This window comes from Hypericibacter sp., from assembly GCF_050729195.1.
GTDB lineage: Bacteria > Pseudomonadota > Alphaproteobacteria > Dongiales > Dongiaceae > Hypericibacter.
Genome location: NZ_JBOHKS010000310.1, coordinates 1 through 16,993, shown reverse-complemented (window position 1 = coordinate 16,993; position 16,993 = coordinate 1). Strand labels below are relative to the sequence as shown.

The window sequence follows — 16,993 nt, the reverse complement described above, 5'->3', positions numbered from 1 at the left end:
GTGCAGCGATTTCCGTGAAAAGCGCAATGTTTTCTGGCGCGTGGTGATCACGGCCAAGACCGTCGAGGAGGCCGGCGGCTGGCGCCATCATCCGGGCGAGGAGTTCCTCTTCGTCCTCGATGGCATGCTGGAGATCCATACCGAGCATTACGAGCCGGTTCGCCTCAAGCCGGGCGACAGCATCCTGTTCGACGCCAACATGCCCCACTCCTACGTGTCGCAAGGCAAGCGCGAGGCAGTGGTCCTGATGTCCAACACCGTGCCGGCCGAGGGCGAGCCGCCCGCGATCGTGACCCATCGCTGATTGAACCGGTGGTTTTTCCAAAAAAGAAAATCACCTTGCGGATCGGAAAAGCGGCTCCTACCATCCCGCCAGCGGAAAGGGTTGGCGCAGGGTGCTTTCGGTCCAGGGTGTCAGCAAGAGCTTCGGGGGCGTGCATGCGCTGCGCGACGTCACGGTCGCCTGCGGCGGGTCCGAGATTCTGGGCCTGATTGGCCCCAACGGCGCCGGCAAATCGACCCTGGTCAATGCCATCAGCGGCGTGCTGCGGCCCAACCGGGGCAGCATCTCGCTCGACGGCGAGGATTTGACCGGCCGCGGCCCCGAGCATGCCGCGCGCCAGGGCGTCGGCCGCACCTTCCAGAACCTGCGCCTGTTCCCCTTCATGACGGCGCGCCAGAACATCGAGGTCGCCCATATCACCTGCCGGCGCCATCGCCCCGAGACCGCCGACGCGATCGATCTGGATGCGCTGATGGCGGAATATGGCCTCGACCTCGTCGCGGACCGGCCGGCCGGCACGCTTCCCTATGGCCAGCAGCGCCGGCTCGAGATCGTGCGTGCGCTGGCGCTGGGTCCCCGGCTGCTGCTGCTCGACGAGCCGGCAGCGGGCCTCAACGACTACGAGTCCGAGGAACTGGCCCATGCGGTCCAGCGCATCCGCGACCGGACCCAGGCCGCCCTCATCGTGATCGACCATGATCTGCGCTTCATCATGTCGGTCTGCGACCGCATTTGCGTCCTCGATATGGGCGAGGTGGTCGCGATCGACGTACCGGCCGCGATCCGCGCCAATCCGAAGGTGATCGATATCTATCTCGGCCAGATGAACTGAAGACCCGGCCGAGGCCCGAGAGTGACCAATAGACGTCGAACAAAACAAAACATGTGGGAATAGGGAGGTTGAATTCATGAAAGCGGTAAGACTCATGCCGGCGGCAGCGCTGGCGATCCTGGCGGCAGGCTTCGGCGCAGCGCCCGCCTCGGCGGACAACACGGTCAAGATCGGCGTCGCCGTCGCGTTGACGGGTCCGCTGGCGCCTTACGAAGAGACCGAAGGTGCCCGCTGCATGGCCGACAAGCTCAACAAGGCGGCCGGACCCAACGATCCCAAGATCGAGGTGCTGACCGCCGACAACCGCTCGGACGCGCAGCTCTCCGTGTCGCTGGGCCAGAAATTCCTCGATGACGGCGACCAGGTCATCGCCGGCCTGCCCTTCCCCGATGCGCTCATTCCGATGACCACCATGGCCAAGAGCTATGGCGTGACCGTCTTCTCCGCGCCGAACACACAAGTCGAGATGCAGGAGCTGGACACCGACAACTTCATCGCCGGCGCCGTGCCCGACCCGATCAATGCCGCGGCCACCGCGGCCGTGGTCTATGCCAAGGGCGGCCGCAATGCCGTGCTGCTGACCTCGGAGGATGCCGGCTCCTGGTCGGCCAAGCTGCCGGAATGGTTCGGCGAGGCCTTCACCGCCTGGGGCGGCAAGGTGCTGGGCAAGTTCAATTACAGCTTCGGCATCACCGACTGGTCGCCGCAGATCGCCAGCATCAAGGCGCTGCCCGAAAAGCCGGACGTGGTCCATGTCTGCGGCGTGCTGCCGGATGTCGGCATCCTGATCCGTCAGCTCCGCGCCAATGGCTATGACGGCTGGGTGGTCGGCTGCGACGGCTTCGACGATCCCTCGCTCGAATCCACCGTCGGCAAGCCCGAGGATCTGAACAAGGTCATCTTCGCGACCCACGGTCTGGTGGGCATGGGCGGTCCGATCGACACGTTCCTCGCCCAGTGCAAGGCCGACGGCTTCAAGGTCAACGGCATCTTCGACGCGCTCGGCGCCGATATGGTGATGGTCGTCGCGGGCGCCGCCAAGAAGGCGGGCAGCACCGATCCGGTCAAGCTGCGCGAGGCGATGCGCGCCGAAGGCGGCTATCCGGGCCTCACCGCCCCGACCATCTCCTTCTTCGAACATAAGAGCTATCCGGTGAAGACGGTGCCGGTGATCGGCTTCGAGAACGGCAAGCGCGTGCTGCTGACCGACGCGATGCCGACCAAGATCCCCTACCTGAAGTGACGGTTCGGCGGTTCGGCCGCGGGCGCTGGTGACAGCGCCTGCCCGCCGACCCGCCCTTCCCTCGCCTCAGGCTCCATCCGAGCGCCCATGCTATCCGTCGAAGGTCTTTCGGTCCGTTACGGCGCCATCCGTGCCCTGCATGGCGCCTCTATCCGCGTGGGTGCGGGGGAGTTCGTGGCATTGCTGGGACCCAACGGCGCCGGCAAGACCTCGCTCATTTCCGGCATCGCCGGCCTCGTCGCCGCCGAAGGCAGCGTCGTCTTCAAGGACAAGCAGATCCTCCGCCTGCCGACCGAAGATCGCGTCCGGCGTGGCCTCTCCATGACGCCGGAAGGCCGGCATGTCTTCGCCAACCTGACGGTCGCCGAGAATCTCCGGCTGGGGGCCGCGATCCAGACCGACCGCGCCGCCTTCGCCGCCGACCTCGACAAATATCTCAAGCTGTTTCCGATCCTGAAGGCCCGCTACAACCAGCTCGCCGGAACGCTGTCGGGCGGCGAGCAGCAGATGCTGGCGATTGCGCGCTCGATGATGTCGCGCCCCAGCCTCCTGATGCTGGACGAGCCGTCGCTGGGACTGGCGCCCCGCATCGTCGCGCAGATCTTCGATTACATCGCCATCCTCAAGGCCGAAGGCGTGACCCTGCTGGTGGTCGAGCAGAATGTGATGCAGGCGCTGAAGATCGCCGACCGCGCCTATGTGATCAGCTCGGGCGTGATCCGCCATGAGGGGCCGGCGCAGGAGCTGCGCGACGACCCGCGGCTGATCGATCTCTATCTGGGCGGGTGAACCGGGCAAGATGGATTACGCGGTCCAGCAATTCGTCAATGCGTTGGCCTTCGGCGCCGAATATGCGCTGATCGCGCTGGGCCTCGCCCTGGTCTATTCGATCATGAATCTGATGAATTTCGCCCATGGCGAGATCATCGCCTCGGCCGGCTACAGCATGTATCTGGCGATCCTGATCGGCTTCGATTCGCCCTGGCTGGTGGCGCCGGTCGCCATCATCGCCGGGGCCGTGACCGCCATGCTGTTCGAGCGCATCGCCTTCCGGCCGGTGCGTCATGCGCCCGCCACCACCGGTCTCCTCACCGCCTTCGGCGTCAGCATCGTGGTGCAGAATCTCTTCACTCTGCTGGTCTCGCCGCGCCCGCGCGCTGTCCCCGCGCTCACCAGCCTCAACCAGACCATCTTCATCGGCCCCTATGCGATCTCCTCGCTGCAGCTCCTGGAGCTGATCACGGTCGCGATCGCCATCACCGGCCTGGTGCTGTTCCTCAAGCGCTCGACCCTGGGGCTCGCGATCCGCGCCGCCACCCGCGAGTTCTCCACGGTCCGCCTCATGGGCGTGCGCGCCAACCGCGTCATCGCCACCGCCTTCGCGCTGTCAGGCTTGCTCGCCGGCATCGCCGCGATCTTCATGGTGGCGCGGCGCGGCAGCGTCGATCCCGATTTCGGCTTCCAGCCCGTGATCAAGGCCTTCGTGGCCTGCGTGCTCGGCGGTTTCGGCTCGCTGGGCGGTGCGGTCTTCGGCGGCATGCTGCTGGGCTTCCTCGACGTCGCCATCGTGATGCTGCTGCCGCAGGATATGGGCGGGCTCAGCGACGCCATCACCTACTCGATCATCGCGGCCCTGCTGGTCTGGCGGCCCGAGGGGCTGCTGACGCGCCGGATCGAGCTGGGCGACAAGGAGATCTGAGACCATGGGAATGTCGGCGCGATGACGACGGCCGTTCCTGAGCCCACCGTCCCGGCGACCGCCGCCCGTCCCGCGGCGGGGAAGGCACTGCTGCGCTCGCTGGCCGGGGGGCTCCTGACCGCTGTGCCGATCGTCATCATCGGCCTCCTGATCCTGGAGTTCGCGCCCGCCTATCTCGTTCGCATCACCTTCGCGGCCTACGTCAATCTGCTGATCGTGCTCGGCCTGCAGATCTTCATGGGCAATTCCATGGTGGCCAATCTAGGCCAGGGCGCCTTCGTCGGCATCGGCGCCTATACCGTGGCGATCCTGGCGACCCCGATCGCGATGAAGAAGATGTCGATCCCCAACGCGCCCTTCGGCCTCTCCCATGTCGCGATCGACCCGCTGCTCGCGGCTGGTGCGGGCCTCGGGATCGCCGGCATCGTGGCCCTCCTGACCGGCATCGTGGTGGCGCGCGTCTCGGGCGAGGCCGCGACCATCCTGACCTTCAGCCTCCTGATGATCGTTCATTCGGTCTTCATCCATTGGACCGACCTGTTCAAGGGTGCCCAGGCCTTCTTCGGCATTCCGCAGGTCGTCAATCTGCAGATCGCAGTGGCGCTCTCGGTCGTCGGCATCGTGCTGGCGCGGCTCTTCAAGGACAGCCGGGTGGGCCTGCAGCTGCGCGCCAGCGCCGAAAGCCTGCTGGCCGCGCGCGCCTTCGGTGTCGATGTGGTGCGGCTGCGGCTGATCGCCTGGGTCTTCGGCGCTATGTTCTGCGCCACGGGCGGCGTCCTCTACGCCTACTTCATGGGCACCATCAATGCGCGCGCCTTCCATTTCGAGCTGGTGCTGACGACGCTCGCCATGCTGATCCTCGGCGGCTTGCGGACAGTGTCGGGCGCCGTCTTCGGCTGCGTCCTCCTCTCCACCGTGCTCGAGGTCATCCGCACGCTGGAGAATGGCGTCACCATCGGCAATTGGCAGACCCCGCCTTTGCTCGGCCTCTCCGGCCTCGCCATGGGCGGCGTCATCGTGTTCAGTATGATCTTCCGCCCCAAGGGCATGATTTCCCGCCTCGAGTTCGACGAGCTGCTGCGGCAATGGTTCGGCCGCCGGACTTCCGTCGAGGCGGCTTCCGGATCGCAAGGCGAACCCGGCGACAAGAGCGACGCGAGCAAGGCGAGGTAGGATATGACGACGGATTTCGAGAACGCGGTTTCGGCGCGCAAGGCGAAGCTCCAGGAACTCCAGCGCGAGCTCGCGGAAAAGGGCGCGCGCTTCATCCATGTGCATATGCCGGAGATCAACGGCGTCTATCGCAGCAAGACCACGCCCTTCAAGCTCGCCTATAACGGCGATGCCTTGAACGCGATCCTCTATTGCGTCGCCCATAGCGACGGCCAGCCCTTGCCGGTGCCGGTCTTCGGCGGTCCGATCAGCAACGACGACAACGGCTACCCCAACATCATGGCGCTGCCGGACCCGGCGACCGTGCGCCATCATGGCTGGGATCCGCGCTTCGCCTCGGTGATCCTCAATTCCTTCATGCTGGACGGGCGACGTTGCGGGCTCGATCCGCGGGCCATCCTGCAGGCGCAGGAAGATCGCTCGCGCGAGCTGGGTTATGAGCCGATCTTCGCGCTCGAATATGAGTTCGGCATCTTTCATGCCGATCACGATCTGATGCGCGCCGGCCGCTATCGCGAGCTCAAGCCCTGGGGCCATTCTTTCGTCAATTACGACCTGGTCCGCAGCGGGGACTACCAGTCCTTCATGGCCGAGTTCATCGACCGCCTCGCCAGCATCAATATCGGCGTCGCGTCGGTCGTGACCGAATATGGTTATGGCATGTATGAGTTCGCCCTGGCGCCGAAACCGGCGCTCGAGGCCGCCGACGATGCGATGCGGGCCAAGCTGCATTTGCGCGAACTCTGCGCCGAGCGCGGCATGGTCGCGACCTTCATGACCCGCTTCCAGACGCCGGGGCGCGAGAGCGCCTGCGGCGGCCACCATCATCAGAGCCTCTGGCGCGACGGGAAGAACAGCTTTGCCGCCGGCGCCAACAAACTCACCGAGGTGGCGCAGCAGTATCTGGCCGGCATGCTGGCAAGGCTGCCGGAATCGCATCTGCTGTTCCGACCGACGGTCAACTCCTATCGCCGCCTCGATCGCGGGGCCTGGTCGCCGGAAGATGCCTCCTGGGGCTATGAGAACCGCACGGCGGCCGTGCGCGCCATCACCACGCCGGTCGAGGATGCTGCGCGCTTCGAGCATCGCGTGCCGGGCGCCGACATCAACCCCTACCTCTCGATCGCGGCGATGCTGGCCGCCGGACTCGACGGCATCGAAGGGAAGATGACGCTGGAGCCGGCGGCGCCGGGCAATCCCGGAGCGCTCAACCGGCCGGCTTTGTCGCGGACCTTGAAAGGCTCGATCGAGAGCTTCACCGGATCGGCTTTCATCGACCGCGTCTTCGGCGCGGAGTTCAAGGTGCATTACGCGCTGAGCCGTCAAGCCGAGCTCGACGCCTTCGACAGCTGGATGGCCGCCCAGATCACGGACTTCGAGTTCCAGCGTTACTTCATCGGGACTTGAGGCGGCGCCACGCCGCGACGGATCTCTCGATCCGATCCGTCGCGCGTTGCTATTTCGCCTTGCGCGGAATGGCGTCCAGCAGCCGTTGCGGGATCTCTTCCCTCAGCAAGGTCTTGCCGAACATCTTCACCCGGTTCGCCTGCTGGCGGAGCTTCTCCACCCCCTCGGCTCCCTCGGGATTCCTGCGCAGATAGGCTTCCACGCGAGCAATCTCCTGCTTGGCGAGGCGCCCCTCGACATAGTCCTGCAAATCTCTACTTGAGACCCTGCGAGGCATCTCTTGTTCCGACCTCATTTTCCCATTCGAAGGATGCGACTCGCCTGAGCCCGCATCGGATTCGATCTTTCACGTAAACGAAATGACGGGAGGTTCGATCCTCGATTGCTTCCGACTTTAGTCGGAAAGAAAGCGTCCTGCGACAATCCTACCCGATCCATGTGTAATTTCATAAGTGGCTTGTAACTCCCTGTTTGCAAAGCAGAGATCGCAGATGCCACAACCTTCCCACGCGAAACACTCTTCTCACTTCCGACAATTCGGGCCATTTGTTTTCGCGTGAAGGCGAGACGTGGTTAGCAAAACGCTAACGATCGCCGGCACGGTTTGAAGACGAGACGACAAGAGACAAGACGATCCGAATCCTCGCCAGTACGGCATAACAAAAGAGGTCAGATCCAATGCTCGAAGCGAATCTAACGACCACCCCATTCCCGGAGCTCATCGATCCCGAAGCGATGTTCGGGCTGCCGGAAAATCTCCTCCTCAACTCCACCCTCGCCGACGAGACCAAGATCCAGGCGCTCAATCTGTGGAAGCACGACCTGGTGCTTCTGATGACGGCGACAGACGAAAATATGCCGGCGCATACGGGCCAACCGTCGTACGTGCCGGGTGAGAGCACCGCAGAGATGTTGCGGCGTGTCTCGAACGTTCTGCTGGCACTCGATCCCCTCGAGACCGGCAAGACCGGCCCATCCCATCGCGCATAAGTCTCCGCGCGAGCCTACCGGCGAAAGCCGGGGGTAAACCAACGCAAACAAGAAATCACGGGTTTAGGAAAAGGGAGTTCGTCATGACACCCCATATCGCTGACAATCAAGTCGAGAGCTTCGATATCGCCGAACAATTCCGGGACGTGATGCCGCATCTGCGCGGCTATGCCCGGTCGCTCACCCGCAACGCGGATGCCGCGGACGATCTCGTCCAGGATGCGCTGGTGCGGGCCTGGGCGTCCCGGGCGCAGTTCATTCCCGGCACCAATTTCCGCGCATGGATGTTCACCATCATGCGCCACCGCTTCCTCGACGAATGCCGTCGCAACAAGGGCCCGCATCTGGCGATCGAAGATGTCAGCAATCATGCGGCCCTGGTCAGCGGTCCGGCGCAGGACTCGGCGATCGAGTTCGAGGAGATGGCTTGCGCCTATTGGCAGATGGCGCCCAATCGTCGGGAGATCCTGATGCTGGTGGGCGCGCTCGGCCTCGAATATGAGGAAGCGGCCAAGGTCATCGGTTGCGCGGTCGGAACAGTCCGCAGCCGCCTGTCCCGGGCCCGCACCGAGCTCCAGAACCAGATCGAGCGCGGTGCCGGTCGCCTGACCCAGCAGCCCTCGAGCAGGAAGGGTGCGCCGGCCCGCCGGTCGATCGCGACCCAGGAGTTCCTCCGACTGCTCAACGCCGCCGCCTGATGCGATTGGCGGACGGCTGACGACGCCACCCCCCGGAGCGCGAGAGCGTTCCGGGGAGATCGGCTCCCTCCCCGACTTCTATCTTCCATCCCAGCCGTCGTCCCCTTGCGAGCGGCTCTTTGCCATATCCGGACTATTTTCCCGAGCCAGCCGGCAGCCGGAACCGATGGCGCGCCCTTGCGTTCCTCGGTCGGGTCCTGCCGCCAGGCAACGGCCTGATATTGCTCACCAAGCCATTTTCACCTGCGAGGAGAGGGCCGTTATGACCCCGCTTCGTGCCTTGGGCATTGCGATCGCCGTCTCCGGCGCCGTGTTTCTCTATTTCGGATTAAATGCTTCGGACGCGCCGCTCGAGCAGGCCAGCGAAGCCTTGACCGGCAGCTACAGCAATCACACGCTCTGGTATATCGCCGGCGGCCTTGGTGCCATGATCGCCGGCATCTCGCTGGCGCTGCCGACCCGGCGCTGACCGCCACCCGGATGGCCTCTCTTCACATGAAGGACCGAACCCCATGAAAGCGAATGCGGACGACGCCACGATCAACACGGTGCGCGAGGATCTCGACCTGCTCCGGGCCGACCTGAAGAGCGTCATGGAGGCGCTCGGCAATCTCAAGAGCGATGCCGGCGCCGCCGTGAAGGACCAGGCGGCCCGGGCCGCCGGCAATATCGGCCGCAAGGCCGAGGATATCTTCGAGGATCTCAAGGGCGAAGGCGAACGCGCCACTAAACTCCTGACCGCTGCGGTCAACGAGCATCCCTACAGCTCTCTTGCCATCGCGCTGGCGATCGGGATCGTCATCGGCCGCACGCTGGATCGGCGGTAATCCATGACGAATCTCGATGCCGGCCTGCTCCGGCTGCTCCTTGGCGTGGCCGTCCTCGAGCGCGCCGAGGCGGCCAAGCGCCGGGCGAAGAAGGCGTTGGCCCTGGCGGCGGTCGGCCTCGGCCTGGCCGTCGCCTTGGGCGGCACAGCCGTCCTTGTTCTTGGCGAGCTTTCGGTATTCCTGATCGAGCTGCATTTGGGCCGCGCCAATGCGCTGCTGATCACGGCCGCCGGCGCCATCGTCCTCGCGGGCGCTGCCGCCTATTTCGCCTGGGTCCAGCTGCTTCAGCTATTGGATTTCAAATCCGCGAAGAAGAAAGCAACGGCTGCAGGCGAGGCCGGCGCTTCGAAGGATCCCCTCTGGAACCTCGCCGGCGCGCTGGCCGTCGGCATCGTCGCCGGCGCTTCTCGCGGTCGAGACGCCGAGTAGCCGTCTCCCGGAGCAGATCGGCATAAAGAAATCCGCTGGAGCTTGGCCCTCTCATGGCCAACCCCCAGCGGGGTTCGAAGTTTGGAAACCGACCATGCGGCCCGCAGGCCGGCGGCGGAGTCTGCCGCTAGATACGACCCATCAGCAGCAGAACCACGATAACCACCAGCACGACCGAAAAAATGCCCGTGGGGTAGTAGCCCCATTCGCGGCTATAGGGCCAAGCCGGCAAGGCGCCAATCAGCAACAGAACGAGAATGATCAGAAGAATGGTACCAAGCATGGGGATGCTCCCTCATGAACGATGACGGCAATGAACAAAGCCGTTGATTGATCGGGACCGTCGGGCAACGCCGGGTTCCCGCCGGCACCGCCCGAGCGAAGCGCCCGTTAGTGGTAGCGACGTTCCCAGTTCTTCACCTGACGTTCGGCCTGGTCTTTGGCGATGCCGTAACGCTCCTGGATCCGGCCCACGAGCTGATCGCGCTTACCGGCGATCCGCGTCAGATCATCGTCGGTGAGGTCGCCCCGCTCTTCCTTCAGTTTGCTCGTCGCCTGCTTCCAGTTTCCCGAGATGGTGTCCCAATTCATGGACAGCTCCTTTGGTTGTGCGGCGCTGCAACCGACCGCTGCCCCCAAGAACGCAATCCCATTCCACGAGGTTCCCTCTGACGGATCTCCAGAAAGAAGCCATGTGGCATCGTTGTGACCTGAAGCCCTTGTCGCGCCCGCCAAAGCTGTAAAGCCGGAACCAAGCCAAACAGGCCGCGTTCTTTCCCATATCGCCGCAATGGCAGATCGCCTTGGCCTCTGTTGCGGCGGCACCGCACGCGATTGCGGATCACCCCTGTGGGAACAATGTTTGGAGGCGGATATGAATCGAGTTTCTCTCCTGCTCGCAAGCGGCGCGATGCTTCTGGCAAGCGGCGTCGTTTGGGCGGATGACACCACCACACCCGCGGTTCCGGCACCGCCGTTGGACACCACCACTCAAACCAGCGCCGCGCAGGTGCCGGCGGCCGGTGAAGTCGGCGTCAAGCAGCTCGTCGGCATTGATATCCGCAATGCCAATGACGAGAAGGTCGCCGAGATCAAGGACGTGCTCATCGGCAACGACAACACGGTCGACACCGCGATCGTCACCGTCGGTGGCGTGATGGGTCTGGCGGGTCGCAACGTCGCCATCGCGTGGAATCAGATTCAGTTCTTCCGCGATGCCGACACGATCAAGGCCAAGACCAGCCTGACCGAGGATCAGCTCAAGGCGCTGCCTGAGTACACTTCCGACGGGGGCGTCTGGCATACCAAGTAGACCCCGGAAGCCAGAAACTCTCGTCGAGGCGAGAAGGGAGCGTTGGCAGCGGCGATCATCTGGCTGCGGCCAGCCTCCCTTCTTTGCTTCTTCCGGCGATCTTCCAGGCGATGCGCGGGCCTACCAGTGACCGCGTCCACCCCAGCCGGAGCCGTAATAGCCGTGATAGCCGTAGTAATAGGGGTGGTAGTAGTAAGGTCGCGGCGCGGCATAGTAAGCGGGATAGGGGCTCACGACGCAGCCGCTCAGGATGACGGCCGCCAGCAACAGCGGCACTCCAACCCGCAGAACGCGCAGCCAGTTTCTCATTGAAGTCGGACTCCAAGCCAATGTGGGGGCGGAACGGGTTTTCTGAACCCGGATTACGGGTTGGGTCGGGCCTGACCGACCCTCTTCTCCTTACACGGCACAGATCGCAAAACCCGTCGCCCGCCGCGGCCCGATACGCTGTTCAAGAACCCGTTACTGGGGTGCCTGGGAGCCAGGGATATGGGTCTCGAATTGCCGATTCGCGAGAAGGAGTTTGCTGAAGAAGGGTCGCGAATGCTGCCATCGGATGCTGGTCCCGATGGCGCTGATCGGGGATGAACATGGAGAAGTCCCCATGAAGCGGCGCGCCGCCATCCGCCAGGCGGTACGCGACGGGGGTTTCGCCGGCATCAATCGCGGCAAGGAGACCGATGCCATTCGACGGGCCACTCCAGGCCAGGGGCGGGGTCGACATTCGATCAGGAGGACAGGAACGGTCCTGCGCTGGCCTCGACCAGATTCTCAAGCCCGGATCGGGCGACCTTCGGTCAGTTCGACACTCGAACCTCTACCAGGCCAGATAGATCGCCACATGTCCGGGCCGGCCCGCCTCGTCGAAATCGACGATCTCGGCCCGCAGATGAAAGTCGTTGGGCGCCAGTTCCTTCTGGAAGAACTTGTAGGCACGCTCCGCCCAGCCCTGCAGCGACTTCGGCCAATCCGGCTCGCCGTTATTGATGGCGCGACCCTTGTCGGTACAATAGGTCGCTGGGAACTCCATCACTTTGACGGAGGTCGAGCCCATTTCCGCGGCCCGGCGCAATGCTGCGTTGACCCGCTCGTGAACGTCCGGGCGCAGGTCCTTCTGCATGAAGTCTTCGCGGAGCTCGCGTTCGGCATTGGCAAGCGTGTCGCTTCGGCTCAGGGCTTCCTTGGCCTTGGCCATCTCCGCGTCTTCGGTGATCTTGCGAAGATCCGTAGGTGGGCTGATCTTGCTGCTGCTCATTTCCTTCTCCCTTGCGCAACCCCCTCGGCTCGGGATTGCTGCCCATTGCTGTCCATCGATCGCGCGCTCCGGCCGTGAGCGTCACGAATGAAAAGTGATGCCGTCGAAGCGCTTCGAAATCTGCGTTCCCTTGTTGCCCTGGACGATCGCCAGAATGTCCGCCAGGGCACCGATCGCCGCAGTCTTCCCGGTCGCCGTCGCGAAATGGCAGGCGGCATCGACCTTGGGGCCCATCGATCCCGCCGGGAAGCTGTATTTGCCGATCGCGGCCGGTGTGGACCGGTGGATCACCTTGGCCTCCGGCTTGCCGAAATCGATATAAACACCCGGCGCGTCGGTCGCCATGATGAAGAGATCGGCCTCGAGTTCGCGCGCCAGCAGCTCCGAGCATAAATCCTTGTCGATGACCGCCTCAACCCCGACGAGCTTCCGGCCGGCGCCAGGCTCATACATGGTCGGAATGCCCCCGCCGCCGGCGCAGATCACGACTGTATTGTGCTCGATCAACCACTTGATCGGTCGGATCTCGAAGATGCGCTTGGGCAGCGGCGACGGAACGACACGCCGCCATTTCGGCCCATCCGCTTTGAACACCCAGCCCTTCTCCTTGGCGATCCGGTCGGCGTCGGGCTTCTCATAGACCGGCCCCACGAACTTGGTCGGGTTCTTGAAACCCGGATCGTTGGGGTCGACCTCGACCATGGTCAGCAGCGTCGCGAACGGTACCTCGAACGGCAGCAGATTGCCCATCTCCTGCTCGATCATGTAGCCGATCATGCCTTCGGTTTCAGCCCCCAGCACATCGAGTGGATAGGCTTCGTCGGGCTTGTAGGCGGCTCCCTGCAGCGCCAGCAGCCCGACCTGGGGACCATTGCCGTGGCTGATGACCAGTTCGTGATCTTTCGCGACCGGCGCCATGGCCTCGGCGGCGATGCGGATGTTGCGCCGTTGCATCTCGGCCGTCATCGGCTCCCCGCGCTTCAGGAGCGCATTGCCGCCCAGCGCAATCACCACACGCATGATTCAATCTCCAAGGGTCGCGACGAGAATGGCCTTGATGGTGTGAAGGCGGTTCTCCGCCTGCTCGAAGGCGATGTTCAATTCGGACTCGAAGACCGCATCGGTGACTTCGAGGCCGTCCTTGATCCCATAGGCATCGGCAATGTCCTTGCCGACCTTGGTCTCCGTGTCATGGAAGGCCGGAAGGCAATGCATGAATTTGACCTGCGGGTTGCCGCTGGCCTTGATCAGCTTGTCGTTGACCTGGAAGGGCATCAGCAGCTTGATGCGCTCCTTCCAGACCTCCTTGGGCTCGCCCATCGAGACCCAGACGTCGGTATGGATGAAATCGACGCCCTTGACCGCCTTCTTGGGATCGTCGGTGATGGTGAGCTTGGCGCCCGACTTTTCGGCCAGGTCCTCGGCGATCTTCCGGTATTCGGCCGAGGGCCACAGCTTCTTCGGCCCCGCGATGCGCACGTCCATGCCCATCAGGCAGCCGACGATCATGAGCGAATGACCCATGTTCGAGCGGGTGTCGCCGACATAGGCATATTTGATCTGATGCAGCGGCTTGTCGCTATGCTCGCGCATGGTCATGACGTCGGCCAGCATCTGGGTCGGGTGGTATTCGTCGGTGAGGCCGTTATAGACCGGCACGCCCGCATATTTCGCGAGCTGCTCCACGCCCTTCTGCGAAGAACCGCGATATTCGATCGCGTCGAACATGCGGCCCAGGACACGCGCCGTATCCTTGAAGGACTCCTTATGGCCGATCTGCGATCCGGCCGGGTCGAGATAGGTCACATGGGCCCCCTGGTCATGGCAGGCCACCTCGAAAGCGCATCGCGTCCGCGTCGAGGTCTTCTCGAAGATCAGGCAAATCTCCTTGCCATCGAGGTGCTGCTGCTCGGTCCGGGCGTATTTTGCGCGTTTCAGATCGCGGGACAGGTCCAGCAGGTAGCGAAATTCGCGCGTCGTGTAGTCCTGGACCGTCAGCAGCGAACGGTTGCGCAGATTGAAACTCATGGGATTGCTCCTGAAGTTCGGTTCTGATGCCGGGTTAAGCGGTCAATAGGCCGGGTCGCGGGAGATCGGGCAAGTCATGCAATGGCCGCCGCCGCGGCCGCGGCCGAGTTCCGAGCCCCTGATGGTGACGACCTCGATGCCGGCCTTGCGCAGCAGCGTATTGGTGGCGACGTTGCGGTCGTAGGCCACGACCACACCGGGCTCCAGCGCCACGACATTGTTGCCATCGTCCCATTGCTCGCGTTCAGCCGCATAGCCGTCGCCGCCGGTCTCGACCACCCGAAGCTTGTTGAGCCCGAGCGCGTCGCGCACCGTATCGAGCAGCGGCTTCGGGTCCTTGCGGAACTCGAACTCGCCGTCCTTGCCGGTGGGATAGGCGCTGAAGCATTTGATCTCGTCGACCACGCCGCGGAACACCGTCACCAGGTCGCGGTCGCAGAAGGAAAAGACCGTGTCGAGATGCATGGCCGCGCGGCTCTTGGGCATGACGCAGCCGATGACCCGGCTCGCCCCATTATGCTTGAAGAGGCTCTGGCAGACCTGGGCCACTGCCTGGCGCGTGGTGCGCTCGCCCATGCCGATCAGCACGATGCCCTTGCCGACCGGCATGACATCGCCGCCCTCGACCGAGGCGCCCGAGAAATCCTCGTCGGAATCGCCCCACCAGATCTTGAAGTCGGCTCCCTTGAAGCGGGGGTGGAACTTGTAGATCGCGCGCAGGATCAGCGTCTCGGGCTTGCGCGCGGGCCAGAACATCGGGTTGACGGTGACGCCTTTATAGATCCAGCAGGAGGGGTCGCGCTGGAACAGCGAGTTCGGAATCGGCGGAATCACGAAATCCATCCCGCCCTGGGTCTCGAGCAGCGCGCTCTTCCCCTCGATGTCCGGCAGTTCGTCGATGGCGATGCCACCGATCAGATGTTCCGCCAGCTTCTTCGAATCCATCTTGTTGAGCCAGGGCCTGAGCGCGCGGCCCGTATGGATGCCGACGAGGTTGTTCGAGAGCCGCCGGTCGAGAATGAAGTTGCGCCCGTCATTGGTATCGAGCGTCTGCTCCAGCATGTCATGAAGCTCGAGCACCTCGGTGCCGCGCTCCTTCATCTTGAGCACGAAGTCGTAGTGGTCCTTCTGGGCCTCATGAACCCAGATCACGTCGTCATAGAGCAGGTCGTGGCAGTTGGCGGGGGTCAGGCGCTGATGCGCGAGCCCCGGGCGACAGACCATCACGGTCCTGAGCTTCCCGACTTCGGAATGAACACCCAACTCGCTCATCACTAGCCTCCGATCTTGAAGTTCAAGGACGTGCGGAACCCCCGGCTTCGTGTCACGGGCTGATCTCGCCTTTCCAGATCAACCAGGCCGCCGCCACGGCCAGGACGATGATTGCGATCGCAACGACGATCTCGATGCCGCCGAAAACGCGCCCGCCCTGCTCGCGGCGGGCCTTGGCATAGACCAGGATCCCGGGTGCGAACAGCATGGCGCACATCAGCAGATATTGCAGGCCCGCCGCATAGACGAGCCAGACGCCATAGATCGTGGCGACGGTGCCGACGATGATCTGGCCGATGCGGGCTTTGTCGCCCGCCTTGTAGCCCTCGCCAGTCAAGGCCAGCTTCAACGCGTAAGCGCCGGAGAAGACATAGGGCGGCAGGATCGCGACCGAGGCGATGAAGTAGAAGAACTGATAGGCGCTCTGCGAGAAGTAGCTGAGGATCAGGAAGAGCTGGATGGCGCCGTTCGTGACCCAGAGCGAATTGACCGGCGAGCCCGACTTGCTCTCGACCGCGAACCATTTCGGGAAGGTGCCGTCGCGCCCGCAGACGAAGGGGATCTCGGCACAGAGCAGGACCCAGGCGAGGTAGGCGCCGCCGACCGAGACGATCAGGCCCAGATTGATGAGCGCCGCCCCCCAGGACCCGACCAATGCCTCGAAGACGCCGGCGGCCGAGGGCACGCCGAGGCCAGCGAGCTCGGGCTGGGTCATGATGCCGGTCGAGAGCAGCGAGACCAGCGCATAGATGATGAGGCAACAAATGAAGCCTACAACGGTCGCACGCCCCACGTCAGAGCGCTTGGCCGCACGCGAAGAATAGACGCTCGCCCCCTCGATCCCGATGAAAACCCAGACCGTGACGAGCATCGTGCTCTTGACCTGGTCCATGATCGAGCCGAGGCCGCCGGCGCCGGTCGCATCCGGTTCGCCCCAGAAGTTGAAGGTGAACTTGTCCCAGTGGAAGGCGATGATCGCCAGCAGCAGGAAGAGGAAGAGCGGCACCAGCTTCGAGATCGTGGTCACGACATTGACGAAGGCCGCCTGCCGGATTCCCACCAGCACCAGCCAATGCACCGCCCAGACGCAGATCGAGGCGCCGATGATCGAAGGCAGGTTGTTGCCGCTGCCGAACATCGGGATGAAATGGCCGAGGGCCGAGAAGATCGCGACCGCATAAGCGACATTCCCGAGGAAGGCGCTGATCCAGTAGCCCCAGGCACTGTTGAAACCGATGAAGGGCCCGAACCCGGCCTTGGCGTAGGCATAAGGGCCGGCATTGAGGTCGGGCTTGCGGACTGCCAGGTCCTGATAGACGAAGGCCAGCATCAGCATGCCGATGCCGGTGATGATCCAGCCAATGATGATGGCGCCGGGCGAGGCGCCCCTCGACATGTCGGAAGGGAGGTTGAAGACGCCACCGCCGATCATTGATCCGACGACCAATGCGATCAGAGGCACGAGCGTCAGCTTGTGATCGACCGGTTTCGTCGGGATATCGGCTGCCTGAACTACCGACGCCATAACCTACCCTCCCCCAGCTG

Annotated in this window: 22 protein-coding genes; 13 read left to right on the top strand and 9 right to left on the bottom strand. The window is 63.8% G+C overall.

All coding sequences use genetic code 11. The features are described from left to right. The 7 genes from ACREE8_RS25190 to ACREE8_RS25160 all read left to right on the top strand — a co-directional run. Positions 1-304: cupin domain-containing protein (locus ACREE8_RS25190; RefSeq protein WP_431575775.1), on the top strand; the 304-nt coding region annotated here is incomplete at its 5' end. Between the two features lie 91 nt (positions 305-395). Further along, a complete protein-coding gene (locus tag ACREE8_RS25185) occupies positions 396-1,115 on the top strand; it encodes an ABC transporter ATP-binding protein (protein ID WP_431575774.1) in 720 nt (239 codons plus the stop codon). A 76-nt stretch (positions 1,116-1,191) separates the two neighbouring features. Then, positions 1,192-2,358, top strand: coding sequence for an ABC transporter substrate-binding protein (locus tag ACREE8_RS25180; protein WP_431575773.1), 1,167 nt, complete (start codon positions 1,192-1,194; stop codon positions 2,356-2,358). An 87-nt stretch (positions 2,359-2,445) separates the two neighbouring features. Beyond that, complete coding sequence (locus ACREE8_RS25175) at positions 2,446-3,147, top strand: ABC transporter ATP-binding protein (protein ID WP_431575772.1); 702 nt, start codon at positions 2,446-2,448, stop codon at positions 3,145-3,147. Positions 3,148-3,157: 10 nt separating this feature from the next. Then, a complete protein-coding gene (locus ACREE8_RS25170) occupies positions 3,158-4,057 on the top strand; it encodes a branched-chain amino acid ABC transporter permease (protein ID WP_431575771.1) in 900 nt (299 codons plus the stop codon). Positions 4,058-4,078: 21 nt separating this feature from the next. Next, positions 4,079-5,230 carry a branched-chain amino acid ABC transporter permease gene (locus ACREE8_RS25165; protein ID WP_431575770.1) on the top strand — a complete coding sequence of 384 codons (1,152 nt, stop codon included), beginning with the start codon at positions 4,079-4,081 and terminating at the stop codon, positions 5,228-5,230. Between the two features lie 3 nt (positions 5,231-5,233). Continuing rightward, complete coding sequence (locus tag ACREE8_RS25160; protein WP_431575769.1) at positions 5,234-6,637, top strand: glutamine synthetase family protein; 1,404 nt, start codon at positions 5,234-5,236, stop codon at positions 6,635-6,637. A gap of 49 nt (positions 6,638-6,686) precedes the next feature. Here the strand turns inward: ACREE8_RS25160 and ACREE8_RS25155 are convergent, their stop codons facing one another. After that, positions 6,687-6,839 carry a hypothetical protein gene (locus tag ACREE8_RS25155; protein WP_431575768.1) on the bottom strand — a complete coding sequence of 51 codons (153 nt, stop codon included), beginning with the start codon at positions 6,837-6,839 and terminating at the stop codon, positions 6,687-6,689. Between the two features lie 476 nt (positions 6,840-7,315). Here ACREE8_RS25155 and ACREE8_RS25150 point away from each other — a divergent pair, with 476 nt between their 5' ends. The 5 genes from ACREE8_RS25150 to ACREE8_RS25130 all read left to right on the top strand — a co-directional run bounded on the left by ACREE8_RS25150 (position 7,316) and on the right by ACREE8_RS25130 (position 9,581). Beyond that, the gene (locus ACREE8_RS25150) at positions 7,316-7,627 is read left to right on the top strand and encodes a hypothetical protein (protein ID WP_431575767.1); all 312 of its coding nucleotides are present in this window, start codon (positions 7,316-7,318) and stop codon (positions 7,625-7,627) included. An 83-nt stretch (positions 7,628-7,710) separates the two neighbouring features. Beyond that, positions 7,711-8,325 carry a sigma-70 family RNA polymerase sigma factor gene (locus tag ACREE8_RS25145; RefSeq protein WP_431575766.1) on the top strand — a complete coding sequence of 205 codons (615 nt, stop codon included), beginning with the start codon at positions 7,711-7,713 and terminating at the stop codon, positions 8,323-8,325. A 262-nt stretch (positions 8,326-8,587) separates the two neighbouring features. Next, positions 8,588-8,794, top strand: coding sequence for a DUF3185 family protein (locus tag ACREE8_RS25140; protein ID WP_431575765.1), 207 nt, complete (start codon positions 8,588-8,590; stop codon positions 8,792-8,794). Between the two features lie 43 nt (positions 8,795-8,837). Next, positions 8,838-9,152 carry a DUF883 family protein gene (locus tag ACREE8_RS25135; RefSeq protein WP_431575764.1) on the top strand — a complete coding sequence of 105 codons (315 nt, stop codon included), beginning with the start codon at positions 8,838-8,840 and terminating at the stop codon, positions 9,150-9,152. A gap of 3 nt (positions 9,153-9,155) precedes the next feature. Next, the gene (locus ACREE8_RS25130; protein WP_431575763.1) at positions 9,156-9,581 is read left to right on the top strand and encodes a hypothetical protein; all 426 of its coding nucleotides are present in this window, start codon (positions 9,156-9,158) and stop codon (positions 9,579-9,581) included. A 127-nt stretch (positions 9,582-9,708) separates the two neighbouring features. Here the strand turns inward: ACREE8_RS25130 and ACREE8_RS25125 are convergent, their stop codons facing one another. Together ACREE8_RS25125 and ACREE8_RS25120 are read right to left on the bottom strand one after the other, a co-directional pair. Next, positions 9,709-9,864: a DUF3309 family protein gene (locus tag ACREE8_RS25125; RefSeq protein ID WP_151178373.1), complete on the bottom strand. Its 156-nt coding sequence runs from the start codon at positions 9,862-9,864 to the stop codon at positions 9,709-9,711. 107 nt (positions 9,865-9,971) lie between these two features. After that, entirely contained in the window at positions 9,972-10,172 is a 201-nt protein-coding gene (locus ACREE8_RS25120; protein WP_431575762.1) for a CsbD family protein, read from the bottom strand. 283 nt (positions 10,173-10,455) lie between these two features. Here ACREE8_RS25120 and ACREE8_RS25115 point away from each other — a divergent pair, with 283 nt between their 5' ends. Beyond that, entirely contained in the window at positions 10,456-10,893 is a 438-nt protein-coding gene (locus ACREE8_RS25115; RefSeq protein WP_431575761.1) for a PRC-barrel domain-containing protein, read from the top strand. A gap of 120 nt (positions 10,894-11,013) precedes the next feature. Here the strand turns inward: ACREE8_RS25115 and ACREE8_RS25110 are convergent, their stop codons facing one another. The 6 genes from ACREE8_RS25110 to arcD all read right to left on the bottom strand — a co-directional run bounded on the left by ACREE8_RS25110 (position 11,014) and on the right by arcD (position 16,973). Then, complete coding sequence (locus tag ACREE8_RS25110) at positions 11,014-11,202, bottom strand: hypothetical protein (protein ID WP_431575760.1); 189 nt, start codon at positions 11,200-11,202, stop codon at positions 11,014-11,016. Positions 11,203-11,710: 508 nt separating this feature from the next. Then, the gene (locus tag ACREE8_RS25105; protein WP_431575759.1) at positions 11,711-12,148 is read right to left on the bottom strand and encodes a hypothetical protein; all 438 of its coding nucleotides are present in this window, start codon (positions 12,146-12,148) and stop codon (positions 11,711-11,713) included. An 81-nt stretch (positions 12,149-12,229) separates the two neighbouring features. Continuing rightward, the gene (arcC, locus tag ACREE8_RS25100) at positions 12,230-13,168 is read right to left on the bottom strand and encodes a carbamate kinase (RefSeq protein ID WP_431575758.1); all 939 of its coding nucleotides are present in this window, start codon (positions 13,166-13,168) and stop codon (positions 12,230-12,232) included. A 3-nt stretch (positions 13,169-13,171) separates the two neighbouring features. Next, positions 13,172-14,176: an ornithine carbamoyltransferase gene (locus tag ACREE8_RS25095; protein WP_431575757.1), complete on the bottom strand. Its 1,005-nt coding sequence runs from the start codon at positions 14,174-14,176 to the stop codon at positions 13,172-13,174. 42 nt (positions 14,177-14,218) lie between these two features. Further along, positions 14,219-15,448 carry an arginine deiminase gene (gene arcA, locus ACREE8_RS25090; protein WP_431575756.1) on the bottom strand — a complete coding sequence of 410 codons (1,230 nt, stop codon included), beginning with the start codon at positions 15,446-15,448 and terminating at the stop codon, positions 14,219-14,221. Positions 15,449-15,500: 52 nt separating this feature from the next. Beyond that, on the bottom strand, positions 15,501-16,973 hold the full coding sequence (gene arcD / locus ACREE8_RS25085; RefSeq protein ID WP_431575755.1) for an arginine-ornithine antiporter: 1,473 nt from the start codon (positions 16,971-16,973) through the stop codon (positions 15,501-15,503). Between the last annotated feature and the right edge of the window lie 20 nt (positions 16,974-16,993).